This is a genomic window from Nitrospirillum guaranorum (assembly GCF_034653275.1).
Taxonomy (GTDB): Bacteria; Pseudomonadota; Alphaproteobacteria; order Azospirillales; family Azospirillaceae; genus Nitrospirillum.
Map to the genome: position 1 here is coordinate 1,841,077 of NZ_JAYEES010000003.1, position 25,954 is coordinate 1,867,030.

A 25,954-nucleotide genomic window follows, 5' to 3' on the forward strand; every position below is an offset into this window, starting at 1 on the left:
TCAATCCTCCACAACGATGTGATCGGGGGTGGGCAGCGGCACCACCAGCCGTTCCGCCGCGAACAGGGCGATCAGCGCGCCACCCAGCGACAGGGGCAGATAGTTCAGGCCTTCCGGCAGTTCCGTGCCCGGCATGGCGATGGACCAGTTGTCGGCCATCAGGTCCCAGCCCCAGATGGCCAGCGCCGCGCCGATGGCCAGCACCACCAGGCGGGAAAAGGCGTTCAGGATGGCCTGCACCCGGGGCGGCGCCACCTGGGCCAGGGCGATGAAGCGGAAGTGCATTTCCCGCCGTACGGCCACGGCGGCGCCCATCAGCGCGGTGGTGGTCATGAACAGCAGGGTCAGGGGCTCGGTCCAGCCGGGGCTGTCGTTCAGGACATAGCGGGCGAAGACCTGCCAGCCCTCGGCCAGGCTCATCCCCACCATACCGATGGCGGCCAGCACGGTGGCGGCGTGGGACAGGCCGGTCAGGATCATACCGGCCAGGCCGCCGGGGGCGGCGGTCGCGTGGGTCGCGTGCATGGGGTCAGGCCTCCTGCCGGATGCGGCGATAGAACCGGTTGCGGTCGGGGTCGGCCAGGTAGGTCTTCAACACCGGTTCGGTGGTACGACGGAAAGCATCCTTGTCCACCTCCGTCACCTGCACGCCATTGGCGATGCAACGGGCCTTGGCCGCGGCCTCGTCCCGGTCCCACAGGTCGCGCATCATGGGGACGGAGCGGGCGGCCAGGTCCAGCACAAGGTCGCGGTCGGCCGGGCTGAGGGCGCGCAGGCTGCGTTCGGAGATGAACAGCAGTTCGGGCGACATGGAATGGTGGGTTTCCGCCCAGTGGCGCGCCACCTCGAACTGGCGGGTGGAATCCAGGCTGGGCCAGTTGTTCTCCGCCCCGTCGATCAGGTGGGTCTGCAGGGCGGTGAAGACCTCGCCGAAGGACAGCGGCGTGGGGTTGGCGCCCATGGCCTGGGCCATGGACATGAAGATGTCGGACAGGGGGACCCGGATCTTCATGCCGCGCAGGTCACCCGGCTCATGCACCGGGCGGCGGCCGTTGTAGATGCACCGTGCGCCGCTGTCGTAGAAGCAGGCGGCCATCAGGCCGCGCTGGCTCAAGGCCGCCAGCAAATCCTTGCCCACGGCGCCATCCAGCGCCCGGCGCATGTGGGCCACGTCGTCGAACACGTAGGGCAGCGTCAGCACGCCGGAGACGGGGAAGATGTTGGTGAGCGCCGCGAAGTTCACGCGGGTGAAGTCCAGCGCGCCATAGCGCGTCAGGTCTATGGTGTCGTTCTCCCGCCCGATCTGGCCGGAATGATAGACGCGCATGGACAGACGCCCGCCCGTCTCCTTGGCCAATTGCGCCCCGATCCACTGGATCGCCTGGACGGTGGGGTAATCCTGGACGTGCACGTCGGACGCGGTGAAGGTGCCGGGCGGCGGGGCGCCGGCCCGGGCCTTGCCGGCGAGCGCCGCGGCCGCGCCGGCGGCCATGCTCCCCAGCAGTTGTCGGCGCTTGATCAATCCATCCTCCCGTTCGCTTATCGCTTGTAACCCTGGCGGCGGCGTTGCGCCGTCAGGGAGGCCCATCGAGGGGCGTCGCCGGCACCGCCCGGCAGAGCAGGACGCCATCGGGGCCGAAGTCCACTTTGGCCGTCTGGCCGGCCACGATATCGTGGATGCCGGTGGTGGCGCCGGTGGAAACCAGGTCGCCGCTTTTCAAGGGGCGCCCGCGCGCCGCCAGATGGCTGGCCAGGAAGCGCAGGGCCGACAGAGGTCCTCCGGGGATGGACGGCGCGCCGCCCACGCCCACGCGGATGCCCTCGATGATCGTCTCGCAGCGCATGCTGTCCCAGCCGCGCGCGCGCCAGCCGGTGATCTCAGGCCCCAGGATCAGGCCGGCGTTATTGCCGAAGTCCGACACCACGATGGGCGGGCCCAGCTCGTTGATGGTGGCAAGCGGGCTGCCCGCCGGCTCGATGCCGATGTGCAGGGCCGCCACCAGGTCCACCGCCTCCTCCTCCGTCCAGCTCACCTTGCCGGCCGGCGCGTCGGCGCCCAGGCGGAAGACGTATTCGGCCTCCACCGCGGCGAAGCCGCCGACGAAGGTGGGGAAGGGCGTCACGGCGCCGCTTTCGGCCAGCCAGACGTTGTGGGCGAAGATGGGCCCGGCCAGGCGCGGCTCGCCCAGCGTCTCCTCCCAATCGGGGGGAATGCGGCCGATCTTCCAGCCGGCGATGCGGTCGGGCCACAGGCCTATCGCCATCTCCTGCGCGGCATAGCCCTGGGCCAGGTCTATGGGCGTGGGGCCGGGATAGCCGGGCAGGAAACGTGCCGCCCGGCGGGCCGCGACGAAGGCGGCGGCGGCGGCGCTGGGGGAATAGGTGGCGGTCATGGCCGTACCCCGCGCGTGTGCTTCTTATCCTGCCAAATCCTGTTCCGGACGATGGCTGCCGCAGCGGCAGGCACGGCACGCCGAGCCATGGTCGACCCTCCCTGGGATCCCGTCATTTCTTGTCCATCGTGTCTAAAGGAAACCGGTGTCATTTACAAGCCAACTCTGAGGCCGGACGGCACAAGTCCGCCCGGCCCCAGGCTGCGATTTCAGGCTTACAGCGCCGCCACGGCGGCCAGCACCGCGTCGCGCCCGCCATCGCCCAGGCGGGCGTAGGCGTCGATCAGCGCGGCGCGGAAACGGGTGTCGGTGGCCAGCGTCGGCGCGAACATCACCTCCAGCGCCAGGAAGCGGTCCACGTCGGCGGCGGTGCCGTCACAGCGGCCGCCGATGTCCAGCAGGGTGGGGGCCAGCGGGTCGGTCAGGCCGGCCCGCTCCGCCGCGCGGCGGCGGACGAAGTGCATCCAACCGGCGACCACCAGGGCGGGGCGGTATATCGGCAGGCCCTGGGCCAACCGTTCCTCGATCACGCCGAACAGACGGTAGGGCAGCTTCTGCGACCCGTCCCAGGCGATCTGGGCCAGCAGATGGCGGATGGCGGGGTTGCGGAAGCGCTCCAGGATCTGCCCCGCGTACTGGGCCAGGTCATAGCCCGCCGGCGGCGTCACGGTGGGCAGCACGTCCCGCAGCATCAGCCGTTCCAGGAAGCCGGCCAGTTCCGGCGTGGTCATGGCGTCGGCCACGGTTTCCACGCCCGCCAGGCCGCCCAGGTAGGCGAGGGCGGAGTGCGGGCCGTTCAGCAGGCGCAGCTTGGCCCGGCCGAAGGCGCCGACGTCCGTGGTCAGGATCACGCCCGCCTTGTCCCAGGCCGGCCGGCCGTTGCAGAAGCGGTCCTCGATCACCCATTGGGTGAAGGCCTCGCGCTGGATGGGCCAGGCGTCGGCCACACCGATCGCGTCCAGCACCCGCTGGCGCAGGGCGTCGTCGGTGGCCGGGGTGATGCTGTCCACCATGGTGCTGGGGAAGGCGACGTACTCCCGCACCCAGGCGCCCAGGTCGGCGTCCAGGGCGGTGGCGTATTGCGCCGTGGCGCGGCCCAAGCGTCGGCCATTATCCGTCATGTTGTCGCAGCTGATGACGGTGTAGGGCGGCAGGCCGGCGGCGCGGCGGCGGCGCAAGCCGGCCACGACATAGCCGATGACGCTGACCGGCGTTTCCGGGTGGGCCAGGTCATGGACGATATCCGGATGGCTGGTGTCCAGCTCCCCCGCCGCCGTCAGGCAATAGCCCTTCTCCGTCACGGTGATGGTGACGATGCGGGTGGCGGGCGCCGCCAGGCGGGCCAGCACGTGGCTCTGCGCTTCCGGCGCGCACAGCACTTCGCGGATGGATCCGATGACCCGGTGGCCGATGGCGCGGTCCAGCGTCACCAGCGTGTACAGGCCGTCCTGCGGCACCAGGGCGTCGCGCACGCCCGGGCTTTTCAGCGACACCGCGCTGATGGTCCAGTCGCCCCCGTCCAGCGCCAGGGCGTCATCCGTGTAGACGGCCTGGTGGGCGCGGTGGAAGGCGCCCGGGCCGAAATGGACGATGCCGATGCCGCACACCGACCGGTCATAGCCGGGCCGGGCCACGGTCTGGGGCAAGGTCGGCAGGGTATCGGGGGACAGGTGCGCGGTCATCAGGCTCAGGCTCCGGAAGGCGGGTGTCAGCGGCGGACGTCCAGCCCGCCAGCGTCCTGGGCCGCCAGGATTTCGGCCTCGGGCAGGGGCAGGGCGTCGCCGGGAATGGAATGCTTCAGCGCGGCGGCGGCCACGGCGAAGGACAGGGCCTGGTCGGGCTCCCACCCCCGAATCAGGCCATGCAGCAGGCCCGCCGCATAGGCGTCGCCGCTGCCGATGCGGTCGACGATGCCGGCCAGCGCGTGGGTGCGGCTCTGGTGCAGGCTGTGGCGGGTGGCCAGCTTGCCGTAGAAGTCCTGCTGGTCCACGCCGTGGTGGCTGCGCACCGTGGTGGCGATGGTCTGCAGGCGCGGGCAGGCGTCGAACAGGGCCTGGGCCGCGGCCGGGAAGCGCGCCGCCTCCTCCAGCTTGTCGACGTCCAGGTCCAGCAGCAGGGCGGCGTCACGCTCATTGGCGAACAGCAGGTCGCACTGCTCGATGAAGCCGCGCAGGATGGCCGGGGCGTTGCCGCCGCGCGCCGTCCACAGCTTCTGCCGGTAGTTGCAGTCGAAGGAAATCTTGAGGCCCAGGGCGTGGGCGGCCTGCAAGGCGGCGCGGGCCGCCGTCTCGGCTTGCGGGCTGACGGCGGGGGTGATGCCGCAGATGTGCAGCCAGTCGGCCCCGGCCAGCAGCGCCTGCCAGTCGTAACCGGCGGGGTCGGTTTCAGCGAAGGCGGAGCGGGCGCGGTCGTAGATGACCTCCGACGGGCGGGTCACGGCGCCGGCGGACAGGAAATACAGGCCCATGCGGCCATCGGCGTAGCGGATGCCATCCGTGCCGACGCCGTGGCGGCGCAACTCACCGGCGCAGGCGCGGCCGATGGCATTGTCGGGCAGGGTGCTGACAGCGCGGACGGTATGGCCCAGGTGGGCCAAGCCGACGCCGACATTGGCCTCCGCCCCGCCGAACAGGGCCGTCAGGCTGGGGCTCTGCAGCAGCAGCTCATGACCGGGGGCGGCCAGGCGCAGGAGCAGTTCCCCGAACACCACGACGTGACCACGCATCACAGGCCCACCCATTCCGTTCATCCATCCTGGTCGCTGTCGCGGGGGCGATCAAGGCCGGCCCACGCGTCCTCTCGGGCCCGTCTGTGCCGCGGGCTTGCCCCACGCACTGTGCCAGCGGGACCGGACCGGATCAATGACCAATTGACACCGGTGACATTAAAGGCGGCCTTTCCCGTGTGGAAGGGCCATCACGGCATCATCCCTAGGCCACGCACCCAGGCGATGTAAAGGTCCGGCCACGCCGCGGCTGGCAGCCCGGTGGCGCCCCGGATGCCGAAGCCGTGACCGCCCTTCTGGAAAATGTGCAGTTCGGCCGGGACCTTGGCGGCGTGCAGGGCGGCATAGAAGCGCAGGCTGTTCTCCACTGGCACGGACGGGTCGTCGTCGGCGTGCAGCAGGAAGGTGGGCGGGGTCTGGGCCGTCACCGCCAGGTCCGTGGAATAGGCCGTGTCCCGCGCCGGGGTGGGGGTGTCGCCCAGCAGCTGGGCGCGCGATCCCTTGTGGGCGATGGCGGGATCCATGCTGGTCACCGGATAGACCAGGGCCAGGAAGTCGGGCCGGGCGCTCTGCCGGTCGGCCGCGTCCTGCGGCGTGTAGACCGGGGCGTCATAGCGTGTGCCCAGGCTGCCCGCGACATGGCCACCGGCCGACAGGCCCATGGCGCCCACCTTGTGCGGGTCCACTCCCCATTCGGCGGCGCGGGCGCGGATCAGGCGCATTGCGCGCTGGGCGTCCTGCAGGGGCACGTCGGCGGCGTGGACGTGGCCGTCGCCCGGCAGGCGATAGGTCAGGACGAACACGGTGACCCCGGCGGCGCTGAGTCGCCGGCCGATCTCATCACCCTCCTTGTCCACCACCACCCAGCGGTAGCCGCCACCCGGCATGACCAGCAGGGCGGTGCCGTTGGGATGGGCCGGGCGGTATAGAGACAGATGCGGCCGGGTGATGCCCACGGTGTAGCGGTCGTGCCGCGCGGTGGGATCAGCGCTGCGTTCCACCACCGTCTCCTGCACCGTCACCCCTTCCGATCCCGGTCCCACGCCGGCGGGCCAGATGGGGAAGGGGGCGGGCAGGTCGTCGGCCAGGGCCGCGCCCGGAAGCCCGGCCATCAGGCCCACCCAAACGGCGCCGGCTGCAAAAGCCCTCTTCACAAAGCTGAGGAAACCGGTGTCATATATAGGCCCAAAGGCGGGACGGGTGCGATCCAAGGGGGTCCTCCCTGTTCTTGATCTTCGGCCATAAATGGAAGTGGGAGGAAGCATGGACCCGGTTCGACCGTTCCGCCAAGCGGAAAGTCGCGTTTCCTTGTCATCGGTTGATCGTCGCGCGGCATTGGGGTTGGGCGTGGCCGCCGCCGCGGCGCTGACCCTGCCGCCGCGGGCCTGGGCCGCTTCCGATCCGGTGGTGACCACCGCCCACGGGCGGGTGCGTGGCACGCGCCACGACGGTGTCCAGGTGTTCAAGGGCATCCGCTATGGCGCCGACACCGGCCCCCGCCGTTTCCAGCCGCCGCAGCCGCCGGCCCCCTGGCGCGAGGTCAGGGACGCCCTGGCCTACGGTGCCGCCTGTCCCCAGACCCGGTTCGATGAGGCGCAGTCCGAGGATTGCCTGTTCCTGAACGTCTGGACACCGGAGGCCAAGGCCGGGGGCAATCGGCCGGTCATGGTCTATATCCACGGCGGCGCCTATTCCCACGGGTCCGGCAGCGACGCCCTTTATGACGGCACGCGGCTGGCGCACCGGGGCGACGTCGTGGTGGTGACGCTGAACCATCGCCTCAATGCCTTCGGCCATTTGTATCTGGGCCGCCTGGCCGGACCGGCCTACGCCCCATCAGGCAACGCCGGTATCCTGGACCTGGTGCTGGCCCTGCGGTGGGTGCGCGACAACATCGCCGCCTTTGGCGGTGATCCCGGCCGCGTCATGCTGTTCGGCCAGTCCGGCGGCGGCGCCAAGATCGCCACGCTGATGGGCACGTCGGCGGCCCAGGGCTTGTTCCACCGCGCCGCCACCATGAGCGGCCAGCAGGTCACCGCTTCCGGACCGCTGAACGCCACCGCCCGCGCCAGGACCTATCTGGACGCCCTGGGCCTGACGCCGGAACGCGCGGCGGAGGCGGCGACCCTGCCGGTGGAAAAGCTGCTGTCGGCCCTGAACGCCGCCGACCCCATCCACGGCGTGGCCGGGCAGGGCATGGGCGGGCTCTACTGGGGCCCCGTGCTGGATGACCAGGTGCTGGCCCGCCATCCCTTCTATCCGGATGCCCCGGCGCAGTCGGCCGGCATCCCCATGATCATCGGCAACACCCATGACGAGACGCGGCTGCTGATCGGCGGGAGCGACCCGTCCACCTTCACCCTGGCCTGGGAGCAGGTGCCCGCCCTGTTGGCCAAGCACATGCGGGTGGACATCAATCCCGACCTGGTGGTGGCGGAGTACCGCCGGCTCTACCCCAGCTACAGCCCCAGCGACGTCTTCTTCTCCGCCACCACGGCTGGCCGCTCCTGGCGCGCGGCGGTGATGGAGGCGGAGGCGCGCGCCATCCAGGCGCAGGCGTTAGGCCAGGGTGGCGCGCCCACCTACGCCTATCAGCTGAACTGGGGCAGCCCCAAGGACGGCGGCAAGTGGCGGGCGCCGCACACGCTGGACATCCCCCTGGTGTTCGACAACACCGGCGTGCCCGACGCGCTGTCCACCGACAGTGCCGACGCGCGGCTCATGGCGGAGCGGATGAGCAACGCCTTCATCGCCTTCGCCCGCACGGGCGACCCCAATGCCGACGGCGCGCCCCGCTGGACGCCGTACACCCTGTCAGGGCGGGAGACCCTGGTGTTCGACCTGGACTGGCGTCTGGAACAGGATCCGCGCGGCGCCGAGCGACGCCTTTTCGCCCGGGTGCCTTTCACCCAGCAGGGGACTTGAGCGCGGGAAAAGTGGCGCATTCCCTGGCATTCCTGCTGGGAACAGGCATGTCGGAGCAAGACGGTGCTGCGAACAACTCTTGGTGCTTGCATCGGTCGGTAACCGGTGTCATTTTAGGAACAACGGCGATGGCCAAACAGGCCCAAAGACGCCGACATAATGGGAGGGTGTGGGAATGCCATCACGCAGAGGCATGGGCTGGGGCGCCGTCGGTGGCTGCCGCGCCCGATCGACTTTTCGAAACGCATCATCGGGACATCCGGGGACGCCGCAGCTGCTGGCGCGCGCTAACGCCGGCTGAAGGCCCTCGTTAACGGTCGGCCCGGAGCTGGCCGTTGCTTGCGGATTAAAAATGACACCGGTCCCAATAACGGGCCGGACGGACGGGGAGGTCGGACGGGTGGCACGACCAGGCGACAACGTCTGGTTTTTCTGGGAACACTTGGGCCGGGGGAACAACCGGCCGGTGCTTCCCCGGGCACGCGGGCCGGCAAAGCAAAACAACAAGGTTGAACGGAGGATTACGTCAAATGCTGAAGAGCGTGAGCCGGACGCGGCGCCACACACTGTCCACCCGCGTGTCTCAGGTGGCGTTGCTGCTGGCCTTGGCGGCCGGGGGAGCCGGCGCCGCCCATGCCGCCGACCAGGCGGTGGGGCAGCCTGCGGCGCCGGCGGACCAGGGTGCTACCCAGGTGGGTGCGACCCAGGCGGGCGCGCCATCCGACCAGGCCAGCCAGGCCACCGCGCCCCAGGGCGAGACGGCGGCCCCCGGCGGCGGCGACGGGCTGGAGGAAATCATCGTCTCCGGTTTTCGCCGCAGCCTGAACGTGGCCCTGCAGGCCAAGCGTGAAAGCTCGGGCGTGGTCGACAGCATCGTGGCGGAAGACATCGCCAAGTTCCCCGACAAGAACCTGGCCGAATCCCTGCAACGCATCCCCGGCATCGCCATCACCCGTGATGCGGGCGAGGGACGCCAGATTTCCGTGCGCGGCCTGGGCCCGGCCTTCACCCGCGTGCGCATCAACGGCATGGATGCTATCGCCACCACCGGCAGCTCCGACGCCCAGGGCGGCAACAACCGCTCCCGCGCCTTCGACTTCAACGTCTTCGGCTCCGACCTGTTCAGCAACCTGACCGTCCACAAGACGCAGTCGGCGGACCAGGAGGAGGGCTCGCTGGGTGCCGGCGTGGATCTGTCCACGCCCCACCCGCTGGACTTCGGCGGCTTCAAGTTGGCCATCAATGGCAAGGCCACCTACAACGACCAGAACAAGAGCAAGGAGCCCAACGGCGCCGTGCTGGTCAGCGACACCTTCAACGACGGCAAGCTGGGCTTCCTGGTGGGCTTTTCCTATTCCAAGCGCGACACGCAGCAGCTCAGCTCAGAAACCACGCGCTGGGCGTCCAACGCCTCCAACGCCTCGGGCAGCTATAACGGCGGTGTCACGGCGCCGACCGCGCTGTCCGCGGTCAACGGTCCCAACGTCTTCATGCCGCGCATTCCGCGCTACAGCGTCTATGACTACAACCAGAGCCGCGCCGGCCTGGTGACTTCGCTGCAGTGGAAGCCGGACGAGGATACGGAGATCAGCCTGGACGGCGTGTTCTCCGACCTGTGGGGCACCCGCTCGGAAAACGACCTGGAGGCCATCAGCTTCAGCCAGGCGCGCACCACGGTGGGCAGCATCGTCACCGGCAAGCCGGTCATGCAGATCACCTCCGGTACCCTGGACGCCAACGGCAACCTGATCGCCGGCACCTTCAACAATGTCGGCATCCGGTCGGAGGCGCGCTACGACGTGCTCAGCACGCAGTTCGGCCAGGAAACCCTGAACATCAAGCACAGCTTCTCCCCCAGCTTCCGCATGAACGCGCTGGGCGGCTACTCCGTCTCCGCCTTCAACAACCCGGTGCAGACGACCATCACCCTGGATCGCACCGGCAGCAACGGCTACTCCTACGACTATCGCGCCAACAGCCGCCTGCCGGTGCTGTCCTACGGTTTCGACGTCACCGACCCGGCGAACTGGAAGCTGGTGAACGGCCTGTCCAACATCCGCCTGCGGCCCAACGGCACCCAGAACACCTACGGCAACGGCGACCTGGACTTCGAATACGACATCAGCAACGAGCTGACGCTGAAGGCCGGTTTCCAGTTCAAGGACTTCACCTTCTCCACCTACAACAAGACCCGCGCCTCGGAAATCGCCGTTCCCACCCTGCCGGCCGGCGTGAGCCTGGCCAGCCTGACCAAGATCGGCGGCGGCGTGGGCGGCTTCGCCCCGGCGGGCACGCCCGGCAACTGGCTGGTGGCCGACATCGACGCCTTCGCCAACGCGCTGAACATCTACAGCAAGACCGGCACCTTCTCCGTCAGCCAGACGGGCACCGGCTCCCTGGGCAGCAATTACGCGGTGGAAGAAAAGGACTACGGCGGCTACGCCCAGGCCAATTTCAAGACCGACCGACTGGGTCTGCCCATCCGCGGCGACATCGGCGTGCGCTTCGTCACCACCGACCAGAACTCCTCCGGCTATCAGGCGGTGGGCAGCACGCCCACGTGGGTGACCGTGGGCACCGACTATCATGATGTGTTGCCGTCGATGAACCTGGTGGGCGAGGTCACGGACGACTTCCTGATCCGGGCGGCTTTGGCCAAGGTCATGGTGCGCAACGACCTCAGCGGCCTGAACCCCGGCGGCAGCGTCAACGTGGCCGGCACCAACCGCACGGTGACCTCGGGCAACCCCTACCTGAAGCCCATCCGCGCCAACACCGCCGACCTGTCCTTCGAATACTACTACCAGCCGGGCGCCCTGATCTCGCTGGGCCTGTTCTACAAGGACATCAACAGCTACGTGCAGACCTTGAGCGAGAACAAGGTCTACAACACCTCAGGCCTGCCGCTCAGCCTGCTGAACGGCACGGGCCTGACCGGCAGCGAGGTGTTCACCTTCAGCACGCCGGTGAACACGAAAGGCGGCGACCTGAAGGGCCTGGAGGTGAACTTCCAGCAGCCGTTCAGCTTCCTGCCGGACTTCTGGAGCAATTTCGGCATCCTGCTGAACTACACCTACGTGCAAAGCCGCATCAATTACCTGCTGGCGGCGACCTCGACCACCACCACCCTGGCCGACCTGGTTGGCCTGTCCAAGAACGCCTACAACGGCACGCTCTATTACGACGACAAGGTGTTCAGCGCCCGCATCTCCGCCGCCTACCGCAGCGGTTACCTGACCCAGGTGCCGGGTCGCAACGGCAACGACGTGGAAGGCACCAACTCCACCATGAACGTGGACTTCGCCTCCTCCTATGCCGTCAATGAGCGCCTGACCTTCATGTTCAATGCCATCAACCTGACGAACGAGTGCAACGACCAGTACGTCGGCACGGTCAACCGGCTGAACTACTACAACTGCACCGGCCGCATCTATGAGGCCGGCTTCTCGTTCAAATACTAAGCGCGTTTTAAAAGCCGGGGCGCGGGTGAGGCGGCGCCCCGGTTCAGTCCACCAGCCTCGTGAGACCTTCATTTGTGCTCCATCTCCCTGACGCGCGCCGGCACCCGTTCGGCGCGCGTTTTCTTTTCAGTGAAAGCGCTGGTGGTTGTGAGGCGGCGTCGGGCATGGTTCACTGCCTGAACGGTAGGCGGCGAATGGGGCAGGGAATGCGGCGTGCGCGATGGCGGACCTTCGTGGGGGCCCTTCTGCTGATGGCGGCTGGCCCCGCCCTGGCGCAATCCCAACCCGCGGCATCCCAGCCGCAGATCACCCTGACGCCCGTGGTGCCCAAGGCCGACGCACCATCGTCACCGGCGCAAAAGCCGCCCGAGTCCTCCACGCCGGAATACATCATCCAGGCGCCGCACTTCGTCCTGCCCGACCCGCTGGACCAGGAACAGTTCCTGCGGGAAGAGGCGGAGAAATGGCGCTTCAATAATCTGGAAACGTATCTGAACGCCGATAAGGAAGACAAATATCTACGCCTGCCGGAGATGAACACCGGCACGACGCTGGACCAGCGTTACCTGGGTACCCTGCTGCACCCGTGCAAGATCAACAAGGACCACGACCTGACCTGCCGTTGAGCCTCACCGGCGGCTGATCTGGTGGGCGCCCAGGCGGGCCAGCGCCTCCGCCGCCAGCGTCCGCGTCAGCTCACCGGCGGGCAGGGCGCGGCCCAGGCGCGCCGCCTGGCCGGCCCACTGGTTGGTGAAATCGCCGGAACCGGCCGCCTCCGCCTTGGCGCGCAAGGGGGCGAGGGCGCCGCCGGCGGTAGGAAAAGCGGTGGGCGCGTCGGACAGGGGGCCGACCTCGCGCATCAGGCGGTTGACGATGCCGCGCGCGGGGCGGCCGGTGAACAGGTTGGTCAGCGCCGTGCCGTCATCCGTGGCGCTCTCCAGCGCCTGGCGGTGCACCTCGGGGATCTTGATCTCCGGACAGAACAGGTAGGCGGTGCCGATCTGCACGGCGGAGGCGCCCAGGGCCAAGGCGGCCACGATGCCGCGCGCGTCGGCGATGCCGCCGGTGGCGATGACGGGGACCGAGACGGCGTCCGCCACCTGCGGCACCAGGGCGAAGGTGCCGACTTGCGTCGCCATGTCGTCCGAGAGGAAGTTGCCGCGGTGGCCGCCCGCTTCCAGCCCCATGGCGATGACGGCGTCGACGCCGTGATGCTCCAGCCAGCGCGCCTCCGCCACCGTGGTGGCCGAGGCGATGACCTTGGCGCCGGTGGCCTTCACCCGCTCCACCAGCAGCTTGCCCGGCAGGCCGAAATGGAAGCTGACCACCGCCGGCCTCACCTCCTCGATCAGGGCGCAGAAATCGGCGTCGAAGGGGGTGCGGCCGCCGACCGGGGGCGTATCGGCAGGATCGAGACCCAGCTCGACATAGTAAGACGCCAGCCGGGCGCGCCACGCCATCAGGCGGGCCGGATCCGGCACCGGCGGGGTGTGGCAGAAGAAGTTGAGGTTGAAGGGCCTGCTGGTGCCTTGCCGCACCTCGGCCACCGCGGACCGCAAGCCATCCAGGGTGTATTGGGCGCCGGGCAGGGCGCCCAGCCCACCCGCCGCGCTGACCGCCACCGCCATGGCCGGCGTGCTGGCGTTGGCCATGGGCGCCTGCAGGATGGGGTGGTCGATGCCAAACAGGTCCAGGATGCGGCGGTCGGGCCAGGCGGTCATGGGGCACGCTCCCTCAGTCGGTGGCGACATGCCCCGGATGTGGGGATGTCGCCGCCAGCTTGCCATGGATGACGGGACCGCTGGCGGCGAAATCGGTGGAATATCCTCAAGACAATGGCGCGAATCCCCGGCGGACTTCGTCTCACCCGGTGCGGCTCAGCAGCGCATGGTCCAGCACCCCCTAGTAATGCGGCGGCGGCTTTTCATCCTGGGGGGAGGGACGCCAGCCACCCTCCGCCTCTTGCAGGCGGGCCAGCAGCCGGCGCACGCGGGCGGTCAGCATGTCGATCATCTGGCCCTGGTCCGCCACCACCTGCGACAGTTCCTCCGCCATGCGTTCATGGTGGGTGATGCGCATCTCCAGGTCGATAAGGCGCTGTTCGACGGAATCCATGGGGGCGGTCCTGAGGGGGATGATGGCGCCTCTATAGCACCCCGGGCCCGGGACCCCGCCTGATTATTTTCCTCGCGCCGATGAACCCATCAGGCGGCCTGCGGTTCGCCGGCGGCCGTCGCGCCGGCCCCCGAATGGGGGCGCTGCTCTGGGTGTTCCTGCCGCACGCACCGCCGCCAGGCCGCTGGTGTCACCCCCATGGTCTGCCGGAACAGCCGGGTCAGGTGCGCCTGGTCGGCCAGTCCGCAGGTCAGTGCGATGTGGGAGAGCGGCTCCGCCGTGGTCGTCATCAAGTGCTTGGCCTGTTCCATGCGCTGATGGATGACATACTGGGTGAAGGGCACGCCGAAGGTGATGCGGAAGGCGCGCGAGAAATAACTGGTGCTGAGGCGGACCAGCACCGCCACGTCACGGATGCGGATGGGCGCCGCCAAATGGTCATGGATGTACGTCTCGACCCGGCGCACCTGCCAAGGCACAAGGCCGCCCGTAAGCGGCGGCGCATCGACCGCCAGGTCGCGCAGCATATCCGCCGCCCGCTGCAGGCAAGTGGCCGCGGCGCCGCTGTCATTGTCCAAGAGGGCCAACGCGCTGCGCAGCAAGGTGGTAATCTCATCCCGGCGCCGCGCGCAAGCGGCGGCAGCGGGCCCCGGTATGACGGTCAGCATGATTTCATCCCCGGATTGATCCCGGGACATTGTCGGCATCTTCGCCAGCCGCTGTCGAATAAATGAGTGCAAATTGCTGCAAGCCGGCGGCCAGCCGAACGCCATGGCACGACGCCTATGGCCGTGCGCGGTTCAGATAATTATTTCCATAATCTTCCTTATCGGTTTTTCGTATGTAGGCGCAAAGTTAAAATGTCAGACTTGTGCAAAGTAGAACTGCCAGTCTTCCGGTTGGGTGTGTCCGACGTGGGAGGCCGCGGTGGAATGGCGACGAACGGATAAGCCAAGGGCGCCGGCTGCAAGACCGGCGCCCTTCTTCACTGACCAGGCTGGCTGACACCGTCAGTGTTTGCCGCCGCCCTTGGACGCGTTGGGGCGCAGCAGCTTGTCTTCTTCCCGGGCGTGGGCTTTGCCACGCGCCTCAGCCCGTTCCAGGTCGCAGCCCTCCGGACCATCGACGGCGTCGGCCGCGTCGCGGGCTTTTTCCGCCACCTGGCCCGTCGCCACGAAGTCACGGGCGTGCTTGTCATAGGCGCGGGCCGCGGTGCGGTTGCCCTCGCCTTCATTGCGGTTGGCCATGGGATGATCCTTCCTAAACGACGCTTGCTTCAATGACACCGGCCTTGATGACGCGAGTGTCAGCCTACCTTGGCGGGTCCCGACGGTGCGGATACGTCGCCCAGCGCCACCAGGGCCGACTTGACCTCGGACAGCTGGTGGGCCGTCGTCGGTGGCAGGTCGGTGGTCATGTTCTCCTCGCTCGCCACCATCAGCAGCTGCAGGTCATGTTCCCAATGGCGCAGCAGCAGGATCTTTTCCGCCCGGTCCAGGCGGTCGGTGACGACCAGGTCGTGCGGCGTTTCGAAATAACGGGACACGTCGCCCAGCAGGGTGTCGATATCCGGAAGGGCCTCATGTACGGCCGTCATGATCCGTCTCCTTCTAGGCCGTTAAGGGATGGCTCCGGCCGGCTACACCCTGCCGGTCAAGACGAGCACCAGGACGACGATGAGCACGATGCTCAACAGGCCGCTGGGGCCATAGCCCCAGCCGCGGCTGTAGGGCCAACTGGGGATGGCCCCCAGCAGCAACAGGACCAGGACGACGAGCAGGATGGTGCCGAGCATGGGGTGATCCTCCGTTGGGGACGGACTGTTTGTGCCCTTTTTGCCGTGGGCAGTCCGTCAGGCGGCGATAGGGGGTGCCGAGGCTTGATGGTTCGCCAAGGCTTCCAGGGAAAGCGCTGGCAGGGAAAGCGCCGGACGCGGCGTGGCGGGCCATGCGCCCTCCCCGGCCCCGCTCCCGACCGGTTCGGCGGGCACGGTTCGCTCGGCCGAGCCCAGGCGGACGGGGGCGTGTCGCTGGGCCGTCAGCCATTGCGCGGACATCCGTTTCCACTGGTTGGCGTCCCGTGACCAAGGTTTCCTGTCAGGCACTTCACCTAAATCCTTATGCCAAGTGATTGATGTCGCTTCGTCACGTCAGTGGCTGCTGACCGGATGGCTGGCATCCCAGGCGCTGGAGGTGGCCATGCCGGTGGGCGCGCCGAGGCCGGTGTCGCCCGGGTCCATGCCCATGATGTCGGCCAGCCGGGCCCGGCCACGGTTCACGCGGCTTTTGATGGTGCCCAGGGCGCAGCCGCAAATCTCGGCCGCCTCCTCGTAGCTGGCGCCGGCGCCCCCCACCAGGACCAGCGCCTCGCGCTGTTCCACGGGCAGCTTCATCAGCGCCGCCTTCAGTTCGCGGCCGGCGATGCCCCATTCCTGCGCCGGGCTGATGGTCAGCCGCGCGGTATGGATACCGTCCGGGTCGCCCACCTCGCGCTGCTGGTGCTTGGCGACGGAGTAGTAGCGGTTGCGCAGGATGGTGAAGAGCCAGGCACGCAAATTGGTGCCTGGTGTGAACTGGCTCGCATGGGACCAGGCGCGGACGATGGCATCCTGCACCAAGTCGTCGGTGTCGGCGGCGTTGTTGGTCAGCGACCGGGCGAAGGCCCGCATGGCCGGGATCAGCTTGACCAAGTCGTCACGAAAGGTGGGCGATGTCTCAGCGGATGGCATGGGTCACACCTTTTTGTGAAAGCCCGTTACGATTTTATTCTTCCTGAAGAAATCGCATGTGGACACGGGCGATAAAGGGTTCGGTAAATCCCCGAATTCGTCTGTCTTCTAAGATCACTATAAGCAAATACCGACGCCATCGTCTCTCCGTATTTCGGGAAGAACGCTAGGTTTATCGCTGTATTTATTCGGTCTATTTAACGGACGGACTATGACCATCCGATTATGCGACGTGCTGCCCTGATGGGTGCTGGGATAGTCTGGTCAAAGGAGGGGAAGGGAAATTTTGCGGTACTGGCCGGCCCCTGCCCTATGCCCATCGCCGCAGTCCTCCCTCGGGGAGCTTACACGGGAAGGACGGCTATCCCGTTGCCGCCATGGAACAAAGCTGATGCTGGCCGCTTTAGTCTTGGTGCGAAGGGCATAGGCCCGGGCTTTTGGGAAGGATGTTATGACCAAGCGGCAGAAAAGCATTGAGTTTCAGCGCTCTCCGGCCCTGACGCCCCTTGTGGCGGCGGGATGCTCGACGGTGGCGGCCTATGCCACCCCCTTCGACATCGTCCAAGACGCGGTGGATGACCAGATCCGGGAAATGTTCTGTGACGCCGTTGCCGAGCCCCTGCCGGCCGAGATCCATGCCCTGCTGGCCCGTCTGCAGGGGAAAGCCCTGCTGAACTGAGGCGTCCGCCGCCTTGGCGGCACGCCCGAAAACCGGAAGGCCGGCCCCGTCGCGGGGGCCGGCCTTTTCATTTTGGCGTTGACGGACGGGATCAGCGCGTATGCCGGCCCTCGCCCACCTCTTCGATGATCTTGGCGACGAACGCCGGCAGGTCGTCCGGCGACCGGCTGGTGATGACGCCGTTGTCCACCACCACCTCTTCGTCCACCCAGTCCCCGCCGGCGTTCTCTACGTCCTTGCGTATGGACTTGTAAGAGGTGACGCGGCGTCCGCGCAGGGCGTCGGCCTCCACCAGCAGCCAGGGGCCGTGGCAAATGGCGGCCACCACCTTGCCACTCCCCAGGAAGCCGGTGACGCGGCGCATGGCGTCCGGATCCACCCGCAGCAGGTCGGGATTGATCTGGCCGCCGGGCAATACCACCGCCTGGTAATCCTCCACCTTGGTGTCGGCGATGTGCAGGTCGGCCTCCACCGTCTCGCCCCAGTCGGTGTGGTCCCAGCCACGGATGGGCTTGCCGTCCGGGGTGGCCACGTCGACCTTGGCGCCGGCTTTGCGCAGCTCGTCCCTGGGGACGGTCAGTTCGGATTGCTCAAAGCCGTTGGCGGCCAGGATCAGGATGCGGGTGTCGTGGATGTCGGCCATGACCGGCGTTTCCTTTGCTGATGGGCGGGTGCTGATGGGCGGGAAAGTCGGCTGGACAACCCCCGCCCGCCCCCACCGGTTCCCCAACTATCAGGACGTCGCCAGTTGGTGAAACGGACGTCAGGCGGCCGGCTGCGCCCGTGCCAGATAGTCGTCCAACTGGTCCAGCGTGCCGTTCCAGCCCTGGCGCATGCTCTCGGCCCCGGCGGCGAAGGTCGCCTCTTCCTCCGCCGTGGCGTTGACCGGCACGGCGGTGCAATCCAGGCGGGTGCCGCCCTCGTCCGCGATGAAGGCCGTGGTGCTCAGCATCTCCAAGGGCCAGGTGGGGCTCATGGGGTGGCGCACCGGCGTGCCGTCGGCGTCGGTGAAGGAGACGAGGAAGGACATCAGGCCCGGCGTCGACGGCGTGGGCGCCGTGATTTCGCGGAAGGTCCATTTGCCCCACATGGTGAAATCACCCACCTCCGCCGGTGGCTTCATGCCATAGAAGAAGGCGCCGCCGGGCCGCAGATCCAGGTCGCCCCGCACCCAGGTGAAGCCCTTGGGCCCCCACCACAGGCGCAGCCGCTCCGGCTCCGTATAGGCGGACCATAGCAGGCAGGGGGTGGCGGCGAAGCGGCGGGAAATACGGAATTCTGGCGTCTCGTTCATGGTCCCGGTCCTTCCTTTGCTGGTTCGATGTCCGGCCGCTTCAGGGGGCCGCCTGGCCGGCGGCCAGCGGGCATGGCTCGCCGGGGGCGCCCAGCGGATGGGCGAAGCTCCACAGATGGCCGAAGGGATCGGCCACTTGGCCATAGCGGGCGCCCCAGAAGGCGTCGATGGCCGGCATGGTGACCGCGGCGCCGGCCGCCACCGCCCGGTCCATGGCGGCGTCACAGTTGGGCACCTCCAGATGCATGACCACGCTGGTGCCCCTCAGCAGGGCCGGTGGGGCGCTGGTGCCGCCATGCTCCGCCCGGTACTCGGGGAAATCATCACGCAGGAACAGGCGGGCGCCGTTCATGCGGATCTCGGCATGCAATAGCCGGTCGCCGTCCTGGGCCGGCATGCGGAACACTTCCTCCGCACCCAGGGCCTGGGCGTAGAAGGCCAGCGCCGCCTTGGCGTCGCCGACCACCAGGTGGGGAATGACGCCCTGCTGGAGGGGATGCATGGTCTGGATGGCATCGGACATGGTCACGCTCTCCCGTTGATTGCCCTGTTTATGACTGCTGGGGCCACGCCGGACGCGGGGCCTGTCCCAAGGACGACGGCCATGGTGCCGTCCCGACAGGGCGTATGATTTTTTTCAGGTCGGGGCCGCGTCGCGTGCCAGCCGGTCCAGATGCTGGCGGATGTGGGCGGCCTCCGCCGGCGTGTGGGCCAGGGCGATGGCACGGTCGAAGGCCACGCGCGCCTCCGCCGTGCGGCCCAGCTGCGTCAGATAGGCGCCCTTCACTCCGAAGAAGTGGAAGTAGCCGGCCAACCGCTCGGCCAGGGGCTCGATCATGGCCAGGGCCGCCGCCGGCCCCCGCACCTTGGCCGTGGCGACCGAGCGGTTCAGCGTCACCACCGGCGAGGGCTGGATGTGTTCCAGGGTGGCGTACAGCAGGTCGATCTGCGTCCAGTCCGTTTCGGCCGCCGTGGCGGCCCGGGCGTGGAGGGCCGAGATGGCCGCCTGCACCAGGTAGGGCGTGGGCTGGCCGTGGCGCATGGCCTTGTCGATCAGGGCCAGGCCCTCCGCGATCATGGGGGCGTTCCAGCGGCCGCGGTCCTGGTCCTCCAGCAGCACCAGGTTGCCCTCGCCATCGAAGCGGGCGGCGGATCGCGCCTGTTGCAGCAGCATCAACGCCAGCAGGCCCATGATCTCCGGTTCCGACGGGAATAGGCGCAGCAGCAGGCGGGCCAGGCGGATGGCCTCATGCGCCAGGGGCGCCCGGCGTTCCACCGTGTCGCCGCCAGCGGAGTAACCCTCGTTGAACAGCAGGTACAGCATGGCGGCGACGGCGCCCAGCCGCTCTGCTCGCTCTGGCGCGCCGGGGGTTTCGAACGGCACGCCGGACCGGGTGATGCGCGCCTTGGCCCGGGTGATGCGCTGTTCCATGGCGCTGTCGCTGACCAGGAAGGCCCGCGCGATCTCCGCCACGCTGAGGCCGGAGACGATGCGCAAGGCCACGGCGATCTGCTGCGTGGCCGGCAGGTCGGGCGGACAGCAGATGAACAGCAGGCGCAGGATGTCGTCGCGATAGCCGGCGCCGTCCAGGCGTTCCGCCAGTTCGGCCTCGGCATCCCCGTCGCCGCCGTCGCTGTCGGCCAGCGTGTCCTCTTCCGGCAGGGGCTGCTGGCGGGCCAGGCGGCGTACCGTGTCCAGGGTGGCGTTCCGCCCGACGAAGATCAGCCAGGCGGCGGGATCGCGTGGCGGACCGTTGCGCGGCCAGGCCTTCAGGGCGCGCAGGGACGCCTCCTGGAACGCCTCCTCCGCCGTGTCCAGGTCGCGAAAATAGCGCAACAGGGCCCCCATCGCCTGTGGCCGGGCGGCCGTCAGCGCGGTGTTGATCCAGGCCATGTCGGCGGCCTCGGCCATGATCTCATGCCCCGGCGGCAGTGGGGGCGGGCGCCGGGTGGTAGAGGGCCACCGGCCGGATCTCATAGCTGCCGCCGGGGTTGGCGCGGCCCAGCTCGCGCGCGGTGTCCAGGATTTGCTCCAGCGTCTCCCCTTCCACCAGGTAGAAGCCCAGCAGTTGCTCCTTGGTTTCGGCGAAGGGGCCGTCGATCACCAGCGGCGGGTCGCTGTCCTTGCGCAGCGTGGTGGCCGCTGTGGTGGGCAACAGCCGGGCGACGGGGCCCAGGCGACCCTCGCGCGCCAGCGTCTCATGCACCACCGACAGCTTGGCCATCACGGCGTCGTCCTCCTCCTTGGTCCAGGAACCGACGACGTCTTCGCGGTGATAGCACAGGATGGCGTACAGCATGGGTGATCCTCCAGCGGCGGGACGGCCGGTTTGCAACCGGTTCTTCCCCAGGACGGCCGAGTATGCCCGGATCCGACACCGCCACCGGAAAAATCTTCGGTGTAATACCGGCCTCAGGCCCCTAGCCGGTCAAGACTGCCCGCGCAGGTAGGCCAGGAAGGTGGGGCTGGCGCCCAGCGCCTCGAACACCGGCAGCACCAGTTGGAAACCGTTGTCGCTGTTGGTCAGGAACACCGCGCCCTTGCGGGTGGTCGGGCTGTACCACGCGAAGGTGGCCACCCCCTCGTCCCGGCCGGTGTGCATCATCACGGTCTCGCCGTTGAACTCCAGCACCTGCCAGCCCAGGCCGAAGCCGGCCTCTGCCGGGCAGGTGGCGGCCTTGGCGCCGCCGCACATCTCGGCCTTCTGGTTGACCTGGATATGGCGGCGGTCCGCGGCCAGACTCGTGGTCAAATCCTGATCCCTCATCACGCTGGTGATGAAGCGGGCGTAGTCACCGGCGGTGGTGTAGATCAGATCGGCGGCGTTGTAGGTGGTGGCATAGCCCGGCTGCAGCGCCGTGCCGGACGCGTCGGTGGGCACGGCGACGCGGCCGTCGAACCAGGGCTTGTGCCCGCTGGCGGTGTCGTTCATGCCCGCCGGCTTGAACACCAGGGCCTGGGCCAGGCTCTCGAAATCCTGGCCCGTCTTCTTCTCCACATAGCGGGCGACGTACTGGTAGCCCTCGCCCGAATACCCGTAGGAGGTGCCGGGCGTGAACTGGAAGGCCAGCGGCTTGCCCTGTCCACGCCAATTGGGGAATCCCGTCTGGTGGCTGAGCGCCAGGCGCGCCGTCAGCAGTTGCCGGCGGTCGTCAGTGGCGATGTCGGGATCGGTCCAATAGTCGGCCATGGGCGCGTCCAGCGACACCGTCTTCCGCGCGGCCAGGCGCAACACCACCTCCGCCGTGATGGGCTTGGTCAGCGAGGCGATGTTGTACAGCGTGGCTGGCGTGGCGCGCACGCCAGGGCTCTGCTCGCCATAGGCGGCGGTCAGCACGACCTTGCCATCCTCGATCTCGGCGATGGAAACGCTGGGCACCTTGGCGCTGGCCAAAAGGCCGGGCACCGCCTGGTCCAGGGCCGCCCGAACCTCCTTGGGCTCCGCCGCCAGGGCGCCGCCACACAGGGTGCCCCCATACAGGGCCAGCGCGGCGGCCATCACCGGCAGCCCCCAGATCGTTTGTTTCATGTTCATTCCCCACCTTGAGAAAGGCCGTGTGGGGACAGGACACCATGGGGCGGCGGGACCGGGAAGCCCAAGAAACGCAAGCGTTGCGATGCCGTAGCAATTTTCCCGGACCTTGAAACAAAGGCCGCCGCCGATTACGGGCGCTTATTTGGCGAAGATCAGGGATTCGTCGCGGAAGGCCTTGAATTCCAGGGCGTTGCCGCTGGGATCGTACAGGAACATGGTGCCCTGCTCCCCCACTTGGCCCTTGAAGCGGACATAAGGCTCGATGACGAAGGTCTGGCCACCGTCGCGCAGGCGATCGGCCAGGGCGGTCCAGTCGTGCCAGGCCAGGATCAGGCCGAAGTGGGGCACCGGCACCTCGTGGCCATCCACCGGGTTGTGATCGTCGGTGGCCGTCGCCGCCTTGCCCGGCACCAGATGGGCCACGATCTGATGGCCGTAGAGGTCGAAATCCACCCATTCCGGTGAGCTGCGCCCCTCGGGGCAGCCCAGCAGGCCGCCATAGAAGGCGCGGGCGGCGGCCAAGTCATGAACCGGGAAGGCCAGGTGGAAACGCGGGCGCTGCGTCATCTTCATCCGCTTTCTGAGGAGTGGGGGATTTATTAACACAAACAGAATACTAAGAGGCAAATCTCGGGTGAGAAATCACCTTAACTCAGGATGTGCGCCACGCTCGCGTCGATGCGGCGAATGCCGTCCTCACCGGCGAAATGGTACACCACCAGGGCCCGTCCGTCCGCCAGCACCGTGGCCTTGGGATAGCCCAAATCGGACCCCGGCCCTTCGGGGCAGACGGGTTTACTTATCCGATAGGACGTATACGACAGGCAGTCGCAAAACCGGTAGAACTCGTCCCCAGTTCCCTGCCATTACCTGGCCCTTGACTACTGGGATAGACGCCACTTTGGTCACCATGCCTGACGCCCCGCGCCCCACCTTGCTGTTCGTCGTGACGGAGGACTGGTATTTCCGATCCCACCGCCTGCCCACGGCGCGGGCGGCGCGCGACGCCGGGTTCGATGTGGCCGTGGCCTGCCGGGTGGCCAAGGATGGGCCCGCCATCGCGGCGGAAGGGTTCCGTGTCATCCCCCTGCCCTGGCGGCGCGGCAGCTTCAACCCCTTGAGCGCCCTGGGCGACATCCGCCGCCTGGCGCGGCTGTATCGCCGGGAACGGCCCACCATCATCCACCATATCGCGGTGAAGCCCGCGGTGCTGGGCGGTTTCGCGCTGTTCCTGGCCGGCCTGCGCGACACCCGGGTGGTGACCACCCTGGCCGGCCTGGGCCTGGGCCTGTCCGGCACCGGACTTAAGGCGGCCCTGGGCCGGGTGTTGCTGCGCCTGGCGCTGAACGCCGCCGGTTGGCGCCGGGGCCAGGCCCTGGTGGTGCAGAACGGCGACGACGCGGCCCTGCTGGCCGCCGGCTGGCCCCGGCCGCCGGCGGCGCGGCTGATCCGCGGCTCGGGCGTGGACCTCGCCCATTACGAGGAACTGGCGGAGCCGTTGGGCCCCGTCACCTGCGCCCAGGTTTCGCGCATGCTGACCCTGAAGGGGGTAGAGGATTCTGGTGGCCGCCGTGCGCCAGGTCCGCGCCCAGGGCGTGGATCTGCGCCTGATCCTGGCGGGCGCGCCGGATGCCGACAGCCCGGCCGCCATCCCCCAGGCGACCCTGACCGCTTGGGCGGCGGAACCCGGCATCGAATGGCTGGGCGCCGTCAGCGACGTGCGCACCGTCTGGTCCCGGGCCAGTATCGCCGTTCTGGCCTCGCGCGGGGGCGAAGGCGTGCCCAAGAGCTTGCTGGAGGCGGCGGCCTGCGGCCGCGCCATCGTGGCGACCGACGTGCCGGGCAGCCGCGAGGTGGCGGTGGAGGGGCGCAACGCCCTGCTGGCCCCGCCCCGCGATCCGGCGGCGCTGGCGGCCGTGCTGGCCCGCTTGGCGCAGGACGGGGCGCTGCGCCGCCGGTTGAGCCTGGCCAGTCGTGGTGTGGTGGATCCGGAGTTCGGCGAGGCCGAGGTGGGCCGGCGCATGCGCGACCTCTATCTGGGCTTGGTGGCCCCGGTGCCGATCCCGCGCCGGGATGGCGGACGATGAGCGGAGGACGGGGGATGCGCACGCGGCGTTGGAAATGGGTTATGCTGCTGGTCGCTCTGCTTGCCGCGGGCCGGGCCGCCGCGATGGAGCGGGAGGTCACGATCAACGGCGGCCCCGGCCCGCTGGCCGGCACGCTGCAGATGCCGGATACCATCCCGCCCGGGCCCATCCCCGCCGTGCTCATGGTGCCCGCCTCCGGCCCGGTGGACCGCAACGGCAACGGCCCGTCGCTGCGCACCGACGCCCTGCGCCAGCTGGCCCAATCCCTGGCCTTGAAGGGCATCGCCAGCCTGCGCATCGACAAGCGCGGCGTGGGCGCCAGCAAGGGCGCCCTGACGCGGGAGGAGGACCTGCGGCTGAACACCTATGTGCAGGACACCGGCCAATGGCTGGCCTTCCTGCGCGCCCAGCCCGGAATTGGCCCGGTCTTCCTGCTGGGCCACAGCGAGGGCGGGCTGACCGCCATCCTGTTGGCCGAACAGGCGCCGGTGGCGGGCCTGATCCTGGTGGCCACCCCCGGGCGCACGTACGGCGACATGATGCGCCAGCAGCTGCCACGTACGGACTTGCCCCTGGACGTACAGCGGGCGGCGTTGGACGCCATCACCCAGCTGGAGCGGGGCCGGCCGGTGGCCAAGGTGCCCCCGCCGCTGATGAGCCTGTTCCGACCCAGCATACAGCCCTACCTGATCTCGGAACTGACCATCGATCCGGCGGCGGAACTGGCCCACACCAGCCCGCCCGTGCTGGTGTTGCAGGGAACCAACGACATCCAGATCGACATGTCGGACGCCGTCCGCCTGTCCCAGGCCCGCCAGGGCGTGCGGGTGGAGAGGCTGGAGGGCGTGAACCACATGATGAAGAACGCCCCCCTGAACGACCGCGCCGCCAACCTGGCCACCTACACCGACCCCGGCCTGGCCATCAACCCCGGCATCACCACCGCCATCGTCCGCTTCATGCGGGGGAATGGCCAATAGTCACGCCTGCAACAGCTCCGCCTTGTAGCGCCGGCTGGCGGTGACGGTCAGGCCGGTGGTCAGGGTGATGTCCAGGTCGCCGGAGGGACGGCTGTCCACACGCTGTATGGTGGCGCGATTCAACAGGCGGGAGCGGTGGACGCGCACGAACAACTGGGGCGGCAGGTCGGATTGGATGTCCGCCAAGGAGCGGCGGACCAGGTGCACCCGCTCCGCCGTCATGACCTCGACATACTTGCCGGCGGCGCTGACCTGGATGATCTCCTCCGGCGCGACGAACACCCGCCGTGTTCCCACCTTCAGTTCCAGGCGGGCCGGCGGTTCCACCACGGCCGGCGCAGTGGCCGGCGCTGAAACGGGGGCGGCCTGCTGCGCCTCCACCAGCGCGACCACGCGCGATAGGCGCACCAACTGCCGGCCCATGGTCAGGATGGCGGCCGCGATCAGATAGGTCAGCGAGTCCTTGCGGAACTCATAGAGGAAGATGTCGGCCCAGCTGCCGGCGCTGTGGTAGTGGCCGCCGACCGCCGCGTAGACGACGACGCGCAGCCCCATCATCAGGCCGATATGCACCGCGCCGTAGGCGGCCATCATGACCAGATGAAGGCCCAAGGTGCGCAGCGGCGCCCGCGCCCAGCCCGGCGCCCGCCTGATCCCGAGGTAGACCAGGGGCAGCGCCGCCAGGCCGCCCAGGGCGCTGGAGTATTCCCAGCACATTGGTTCCCAAGCGGCGATGGGGCGGCCGTCCCGCTTATGCTCCGACAGGACCGACAGCACGTTGATGGTGGTGGGCAGGAAATAAAAGACGAGCCACACCAGCGCCCAGGTGGCGCGCGCTGACAACCGCCACCCCGGCAGCATCACCGCCTGCGCCGTCGCTTCCGCCGCTGGTGCCGTGGACATCGCCGTTCAATCCCCATCCGCGCCCTTTATCCCGCCGCCCGCGCCCTCGCCTCTTGGGGGCGCCGGCGGCCGGATGCCAGCGTAGCGCCATCGCCGGCCCCCCGGCCAGCCTGATGATGAGGATGCGA

At 68.6% G+C, this 25,954-nt stretch carries 27 protein-coding genes and 1 pseudogene; 7 read left to right on the plus strand and 21 right to left on the minus strand.

What is annotated here, in order from left to right; genetic code table 11:
• From UAJ10_RS17370 to UAJ10_RS17395, 6 genes are all read right to left on the minus strand, one after another.
• The gene (locus UAJ10_RS17370) at positions 1 to 525 is read right to left on the minus strand and encodes a TRAP transporter small permease (RefSeq protein WP_322916471.1); all 525 of its coding nucleotides are present in this window, start codon (positions 523 to 525) and stop codon (positions 1 to 3) included.
• Positions 526 to 529: 4 nt separating this feature from the next.
• Positions 530 to 1,522, minus strand: coding sequence for a TRAP transporter substrate-binding protein (locus UAJ10_RS17375; RefSeq protein WP_322916472.1), 993 nt, complete (start codon positions 1,520 to 1,522; stop codon positions 530 to 532).
• 52 nt (positions 1,523 to 1,574) lie between these two features.
• Positions 1,575 to 2,393 (minus strand): 2-keto-4-pentenoate hydratase, encoded by an 819-nt coding sequence (locus UAJ10_RS17380; protein ID WP_322916473.1) that lies wholly within the window; start codon positions 2,391 to 2,393, stop codon positions 1,575 to 1,577.
• 215 nt (positions 2,394 to 2,608) lie between these two features.
• Positions 2,609 to 4,075 carry a mannitol dehydrogenase family protein gene (locus tag UAJ10_RS17385; protein WP_322916474.1) on the minus strand — a complete coding sequence of 489 codons (1,467 nt, stop codon included), beginning with the start codon at positions 4,073 to 4,075 and terminating at the stop codon, positions 2,609 to 2,611.
• A gap of 26 nt (positions 4,076 to 4,101) precedes the next feature.
• Positions 4,102 to 5,118, minus strand: coding sequence for a sugar kinase (locus tag UAJ10_RS17390; protein ID WP_322916475.1), 1,017 nt, complete (start codon positions 5,116 to 5,118; stop codon positions 4,102 to 4,104).
• Between the two features lie 191 nt (positions 5,119 to 5,309).
• The gene (locus UAJ10_RS17395; protein ID WP_322916476.1) at positions 5,310 to 6,230 is read right to left on the minus strand and encodes an alpha/beta hydrolase; all 921 of its coding nucleotides are present in this window, start codon (positions 6,228 to 6,230) and stop codon (positions 5,310 to 5,312) included.
• 196 nt (positions 6,231 to 6,426) lie between these two features.
• Here UAJ10_RS17395 and UAJ10_RS17400 point away from each other — a divergent pair, with 196 nt between their 5' ends.
• The 3 genes from UAJ10_RS17400 to UAJ10_RS17410 all read left to right on the plus strand — a co-directional run bounded on the left by UAJ10_RS17400 (position 6,427) and on the right by UAJ10_RS17410 (position 12,130).
• The gene (locus UAJ10_RS17400; protein ID WP_322916477.1) at positions 6,427 to 8,043 is read left to right on the plus strand and encodes a carboxylesterase/lipase family protein; all 1,617 of its coding nucleotides are present in this window, start codon (positions 6,427 to 6,429) and stop codon (positions 8,041 to 8,043) included.
• A gap of 530 nt (positions 8,044 to 8,573) precedes the next feature.
• A complete protein-coding gene (locus UAJ10_RS17405) occupies positions 8,574 to 11,504 on the plus strand; it encodes a TonB-dependent receptor (RefSeq protein WP_322916478.1) in 2,931 nt (976 codons plus the stop codon).
• A 206-nt stretch (positions 11,505 to 11,710) separates the two neighbouring features.
• Positions 11,711 to 12,130 (plus strand): hypothetical protein, encoded by a 420-nt coding sequence (locus UAJ10_RS17410; RefSeq protein WP_322916480.1) that lies wholly within the window; start codon positions 11,711 to 11,713, stop codon positions 12,128 to 12,130.
• A 3-nt stretch (positions 12,131 to 12,133) separates the two neighbouring features.
• Here the strand turns inward: UAJ10_RS17410 and UAJ10_RS17415 are convergent, their stop codons facing one another.
• From UAJ10_RS17415 to UAJ10_RS17445, 7 genes are all read right to left on the minus strand, one after another.
• Positions 12,134 to 13,225, minus strand: coding sequence for an NAD(P)H-dependent flavin oxidoreductase (locus tag UAJ10_RS17415; protein WP_322916481.1), 1,092 nt, complete (start codon positions 13,223 to 13,225; stop codon positions 12,134 to 12,136).
• Between the two features lie 181 nt (positions 13,226 to 13,406).
• Positions 13,407 to 13,619, minus strand: coding sequence for a SlyX family protein (locus tag UAJ10_RS17420; RefSeq protein ID WP_004274585.1), 213 nt, complete (start codon positions 13,617 to 13,619; stop codon positions 13,407 to 13,409).
• An 89-nt stretch (positions 13,620 to 13,708) separates the two neighbouring features.
• Entirely contained in the window at positions 13,709 to 14,287 is a 579-nt protein-coding gene (locus UAJ10_RS17425; protein WP_322916482.1) for a helix-turn-helix transcriptional regulator, read from the minus strand.
• Positions 14,288 to 14,629: 342 nt separating this feature from the next.
• On the minus strand, positions 14,630 to 14,866 hold the full coding sequence (locus UAJ10_RS17430; RefSeq protein WP_322916483.1) for a hypothetical protein: 237 nt from the start codon (positions 14,864 to 14,866) through the stop codon (positions 14,630 to 14,632).
• A gap of 59 nt (positions 14,867 to 14,925) precedes the next feature.
• On the minus strand, positions 14,926 to 15,216 hold the full coding sequence (locus tag UAJ10_RS17435) for a hypothetical protein (protein ID WP_322916484.1): 291 nt from the start codon (positions 15,214 to 15,216) through the stop codon (positions 14,926 to 14,928).
• A 42-nt stretch (positions 15,217 to 15,258) separates the two neighbouring features.
• Positions 15,259 to 15,414, minus strand: coding sequence for a DUF3309 family protein (locus UAJ10_RS17440; RefSeq protein ID WP_004274473.1), 156 nt, complete (start codon positions 15,412 to 15,414; stop codon positions 15,259 to 15,261).
• A gap of 354 nt (positions 15,415 to 15,768) precedes the next feature.
• Positions 15,769 to 16,347, minus strand: coding sequence for a sigma-70 family RNA polymerase sigma factor (locus tag UAJ10_RS17445; protein WP_322916485.1), 579 nt, complete (start codon positions 16,345 to 16,347; stop codon positions 15,769 to 15,771).
• 451 nt (positions 16,348 to 16,798) lie between these two features.
• Between UAJ10_RS17445 and UAJ10_RS17450 the strand changes: the two genes are divergently transcribed.
• A complete protein-coding gene (locus tag UAJ10_RS17450) occupies positions 16,799 to 17,026 on the plus strand; it encodes a hypothetical protein (RefSeq protein ID WP_322916486.1) in 228 nt (75 codons plus the stop codon).
• Between the two features lie 91 nt (positions 17,027 to 17,117).
• On the opposite strand, the gene UAJ10_RS17455 is transcribed toward UAJ10_RS17450, so the two are convergent.
• From UAJ10_RS17455 to UAJ10_RS17485, 7 genes are all read right to left on the minus strand, one after another.
• The gene (locus tag UAJ10_RS17455; protein ID WP_322916487.1) at positions 17,118 to 17,669 is read right to left on the minus strand and encodes a type 1 glutamine amidotransferase domain-containing protein; all 552 of its coding nucleotides are present in this window, start codon (positions 17,667 to 17,669) and stop codon (positions 17,118 to 17,120) included.
• A gap of 120 nt (positions 17,670 to 17,789) precedes the next feature.
• Positions 17,790 to 18,320: an SRPBCC family protein gene (locus UAJ10_RS17460; RefSeq protein ID WP_322916488.1), complete on the minus strand. Its 531-nt coding sequence runs from the start codon at positions 18,318 to 18,320 to the stop codon at positions 17,790 to 17,792.
• A 40-nt stretch (positions 18,321 to 18,360) separates the two neighbouring features.
• Entirely contained in the window at positions 18,361 to 18,843 is a 483-nt protein-coding gene (locus UAJ10_RS17465) for a VOC family protein (protein ID WP_322916489.1), read from the minus strand.
• Positions 18,844 to 18,957: 114 nt separating this feature from the next.
• The gene (locus UAJ10_RS17470) at positions 18,958 to 20,232 is read right to left on the minus strand and encodes an RNA polymerase sigma factor (RefSeq protein ID WP_322916490.1); all 1,275 of its coding nucleotides are present in this window, start codon (positions 20,230 to 20,232) and stop codon (positions 18,958 to 18,960) included.
• A gap of 4 nt (positions 20,233 to 20,236) precedes the next feature.
• Positions 20,237 to 20,620 (minus strand): YciI family protein, encoded by a 384-nt coding sequence (locus UAJ10_RS17475; protein ID WP_322916491.1) that lies wholly within the window; start codon positions 20,618 to 20,620, stop codon positions 20,237 to 20,239.
• A gap of 129 nt (positions 20,621 to 20,749) precedes the next feature.
• A complete protein-coding gene (locus UAJ10_RS17480) occupies positions 20,750 to 21,850 on the minus strand; it encodes a serine hydrolase domain-containing protein (protein WP_322916492.1) in 1,101 nt (366 codons plus the stop codon).
• A gap of 144 nt (positions 21,851 to 21,994) precedes the next feature.
• Positions 21,995 to 22,423, minus strand: a complete 429-nt coding sequence (locus UAJ10_RS17485) for a VOC family protein (protein WP_416235376.1) — start codon at positions 22,421 to 22,423, stop codon at positions 21,995 to 21,997.
• A gap of 343 nt (positions 22,424 to 22,766) precedes the next feature.
• Here UAJ10_RS17485 and UAJ10_RS17490 point away from each other — a divergent pair.
• From UAJ10_RS17490 to UAJ10_RS17500, 3 genes and pseudogenes are all read left to right on the plus strand, one after another.
• Positions 22,767 to 23,183, plus strand: a pseudogene (locus tag UAJ10_RS17490) (glycosyltransferase); the annotation flags it as partial.
• Between the two features lie 235 nt (positions 23,184 to 23,418).
• Positions 23,419 to 23,943, plus strand: a complete 525-nt coding sequence (locus tag UAJ10_RS17495) for a glycosyltransferase (RefSeq protein ID WP_322917346.1) — start codon at positions 23,419 to 23,421, stop codon at positions 23,941 to 23,943.
• A gap of 41 nt (positions 23,944 to 23,984) precedes the next feature.
• On the plus strand, positions 23,985 to 24,923 hold the full coding sequence (locus UAJ10_RS17500; RefSeq protein WP_322917347.1) for an alpha/beta hydrolase: 939 nt from the start codon (positions 23,985 to 23,987) through the stop codon (positions 24,921 to 24,923).
• Here UAJ10_RS17500 and UAJ10_RS17505 read toward each other — a convergent pair whose 3' ends face one another.
• Positions 24,924 to 25,826, minus strand: a complete 903-nt coding sequence (locus UAJ10_RS17505; RefSeq protein ID WP_322916494.1) for a LytTR family DNA-binding domain-containing protein — start codon at positions 25,824 to 25,826, stop codon at positions 24,924 to 24,926.
• Positions 25,827 to 25,954: the final 128 nt, after the last annotated feature.

Coding starts and splice junctions, on each gene's coding strand:
- UAJ10_RS17370 (WP_322916471.1), bottom strand. CDS start 525: ATGCACGCGACCCACGCGACCGCCGCCCCCGGCGGCCTGGCCGGTATG.
- UAJ10_RS17380 (WP_322916473.1), bottom strand. CDS start 2,393: ATGACCGCCACCTATTCCCCCAGCGCCGCCGCCGCCGCCTTCGTCGCG.
- UAJ10_RS17385 (WP_322916474.1), bottom strand. CDS start 4,075: ATGACCGCGCACCTGTCCCCCGATACCCTGCCGACCTTGCCCCAGACC.
- UAJ10_RS17390 (WP_322916475.1), bottom strand. CDS start 5,118: ATGCGTGGTCACGTCGTGGTGTTCGGGGAACTGCTCCTGCGCCTGGCC.
- UAJ10_RS17395 (WP_322916476.1), bottom strand. CDS start 6,230: ATGGCCGGGCTTCCGGGCGCGGCCCTGGCCGACGACCTGCCCGCCCCC.
- UAJ10_RS17405 (WP_322916478.1), top strand. CDS start 8,574: ATGCTGAAGAGCGTGAGCCGGACGCGGCGCCACACACTGTCCACCCGC.
- UAJ10_RS17410 (WP_322916480.1), top strand. CDS start 11,711: ATGCGGCGTGCGCGATGGCGGACCTTCGTGGGGGCCCTTCTGCTGATG.
- UAJ10_RS17415 (WP_322916481.1), bottom strand. CDS start 13,225: ATGACCGCCTGGCCCGACCGCCGCATCCTGGACCTGTTTGGCATCGAC.
- UAJ10_RS17420 (WP_004274585.1), bottom strand. CDS start 13,619: ATGGATTCCGTCGAACAGCGCCTTATCGACCTGGAGATGCGCATCACC.
- UAJ10_RS17425 (WP_322916482.1), bottom strand. CDS start 14,287: ATGCTGACCGTCATACCGGGGCCCGCTGCCGCCGCTTGCGCGCGGCGC.
- UAJ10_RS17430 (WP_322916483.1), bottom strand. CDS start 14,866: ATGGCCAACCGCAATGAAGGCGAGGGCAACCGCACCGCGGCCCGCGCC.
- UAJ10_RS17435 (WP_322916484.1), bottom strand. CDS start 15,216: ATGACGGCCGTACATGAGGCCCTTCCGGATATCGACACCCTGCTGGGC.
- UAJ10_RS17440 (WP_004274473.1), bottom strand. CDS start 15,414: ATGCTCGGCACCATCCTGCTCGTCGTCCTGGTCCTGTTGCTGCTGGGG.
- UAJ10_RS17445 (WP_322916485.1), bottom strand. CDS start 16,347: ATGCCATCCGCTGAGACATCGCCCACCTTTCGTGACGACTTGGTCAAG.
- UAJ10_RS17450 (WP_322916486.1), top strand. CDS start 16,799: ATGACCAAGCGGCAGAAAAGCATTGAGTTTCAGCGCTCTCCGGCCCTG.
- UAJ10_RS17455 (WP_322916487.1), bottom strand. CDS start 17,669: ATGGCCGACATCCACGACACCCGCATCCTGATCCTGGCCGCCAACGGC.
- UAJ10_RS17460 (WP_322916488.1), bottom strand. CDS start 18,320: ATGAACGAGACGCCAGAATTCCGTATTTCCCGCCGCTTCGCCGCCACC.
- UAJ10_RS17465 (WP_322916489.1), bottom strand. CDS start 18,843: ATGTCCGATGCCATCCAGACCATGCATCCCCTCCAGCAGGGCGTCATT.
- UAJ10_RS17470 (WP_322916490.1), bottom strand. CDS start 20,232: ATGGCCGAGGCCGCCGACATGGCCTGGATCAACACCGCGCTGACGGCC.
- UAJ10_RS17475 (WP_322916491.1), bottom strand. CDS start 20,620: ATGCTGTACGCCATCCTGTGCTATCACCGCGAAGACGTCGTCGGTTCC.
- UAJ10_RS17480 (WP_322916492.1), bottom strand. CDS start 21,850: ATGAAACAAACGATCTGGGGGCTGCCGGTGATGGCCGCCGCGCTGGCC.
- UAJ10_RS17485 (WP_416235376.1), bottom strand. CDS start 22,423: ATGACGCAGCGCCCGCGTTTCCACCTGGCCTTCCCGGTTCATGACTTG.
- UAJ10_RS17500 (WP_322917347.1), top strand. CDS start 23,985: ATGCTGCTGGTCGCTCTGCTTGCCGCGGGCCGGGCCGCCGCGATGGAG.
- UAJ10_RS17505 (WP_322916494.1), bottom strand. CDS start 25,826: ATGTCCACGGCACCAGCGGCGGAAGCGACGGCGCAGGCGGTGATGCTG.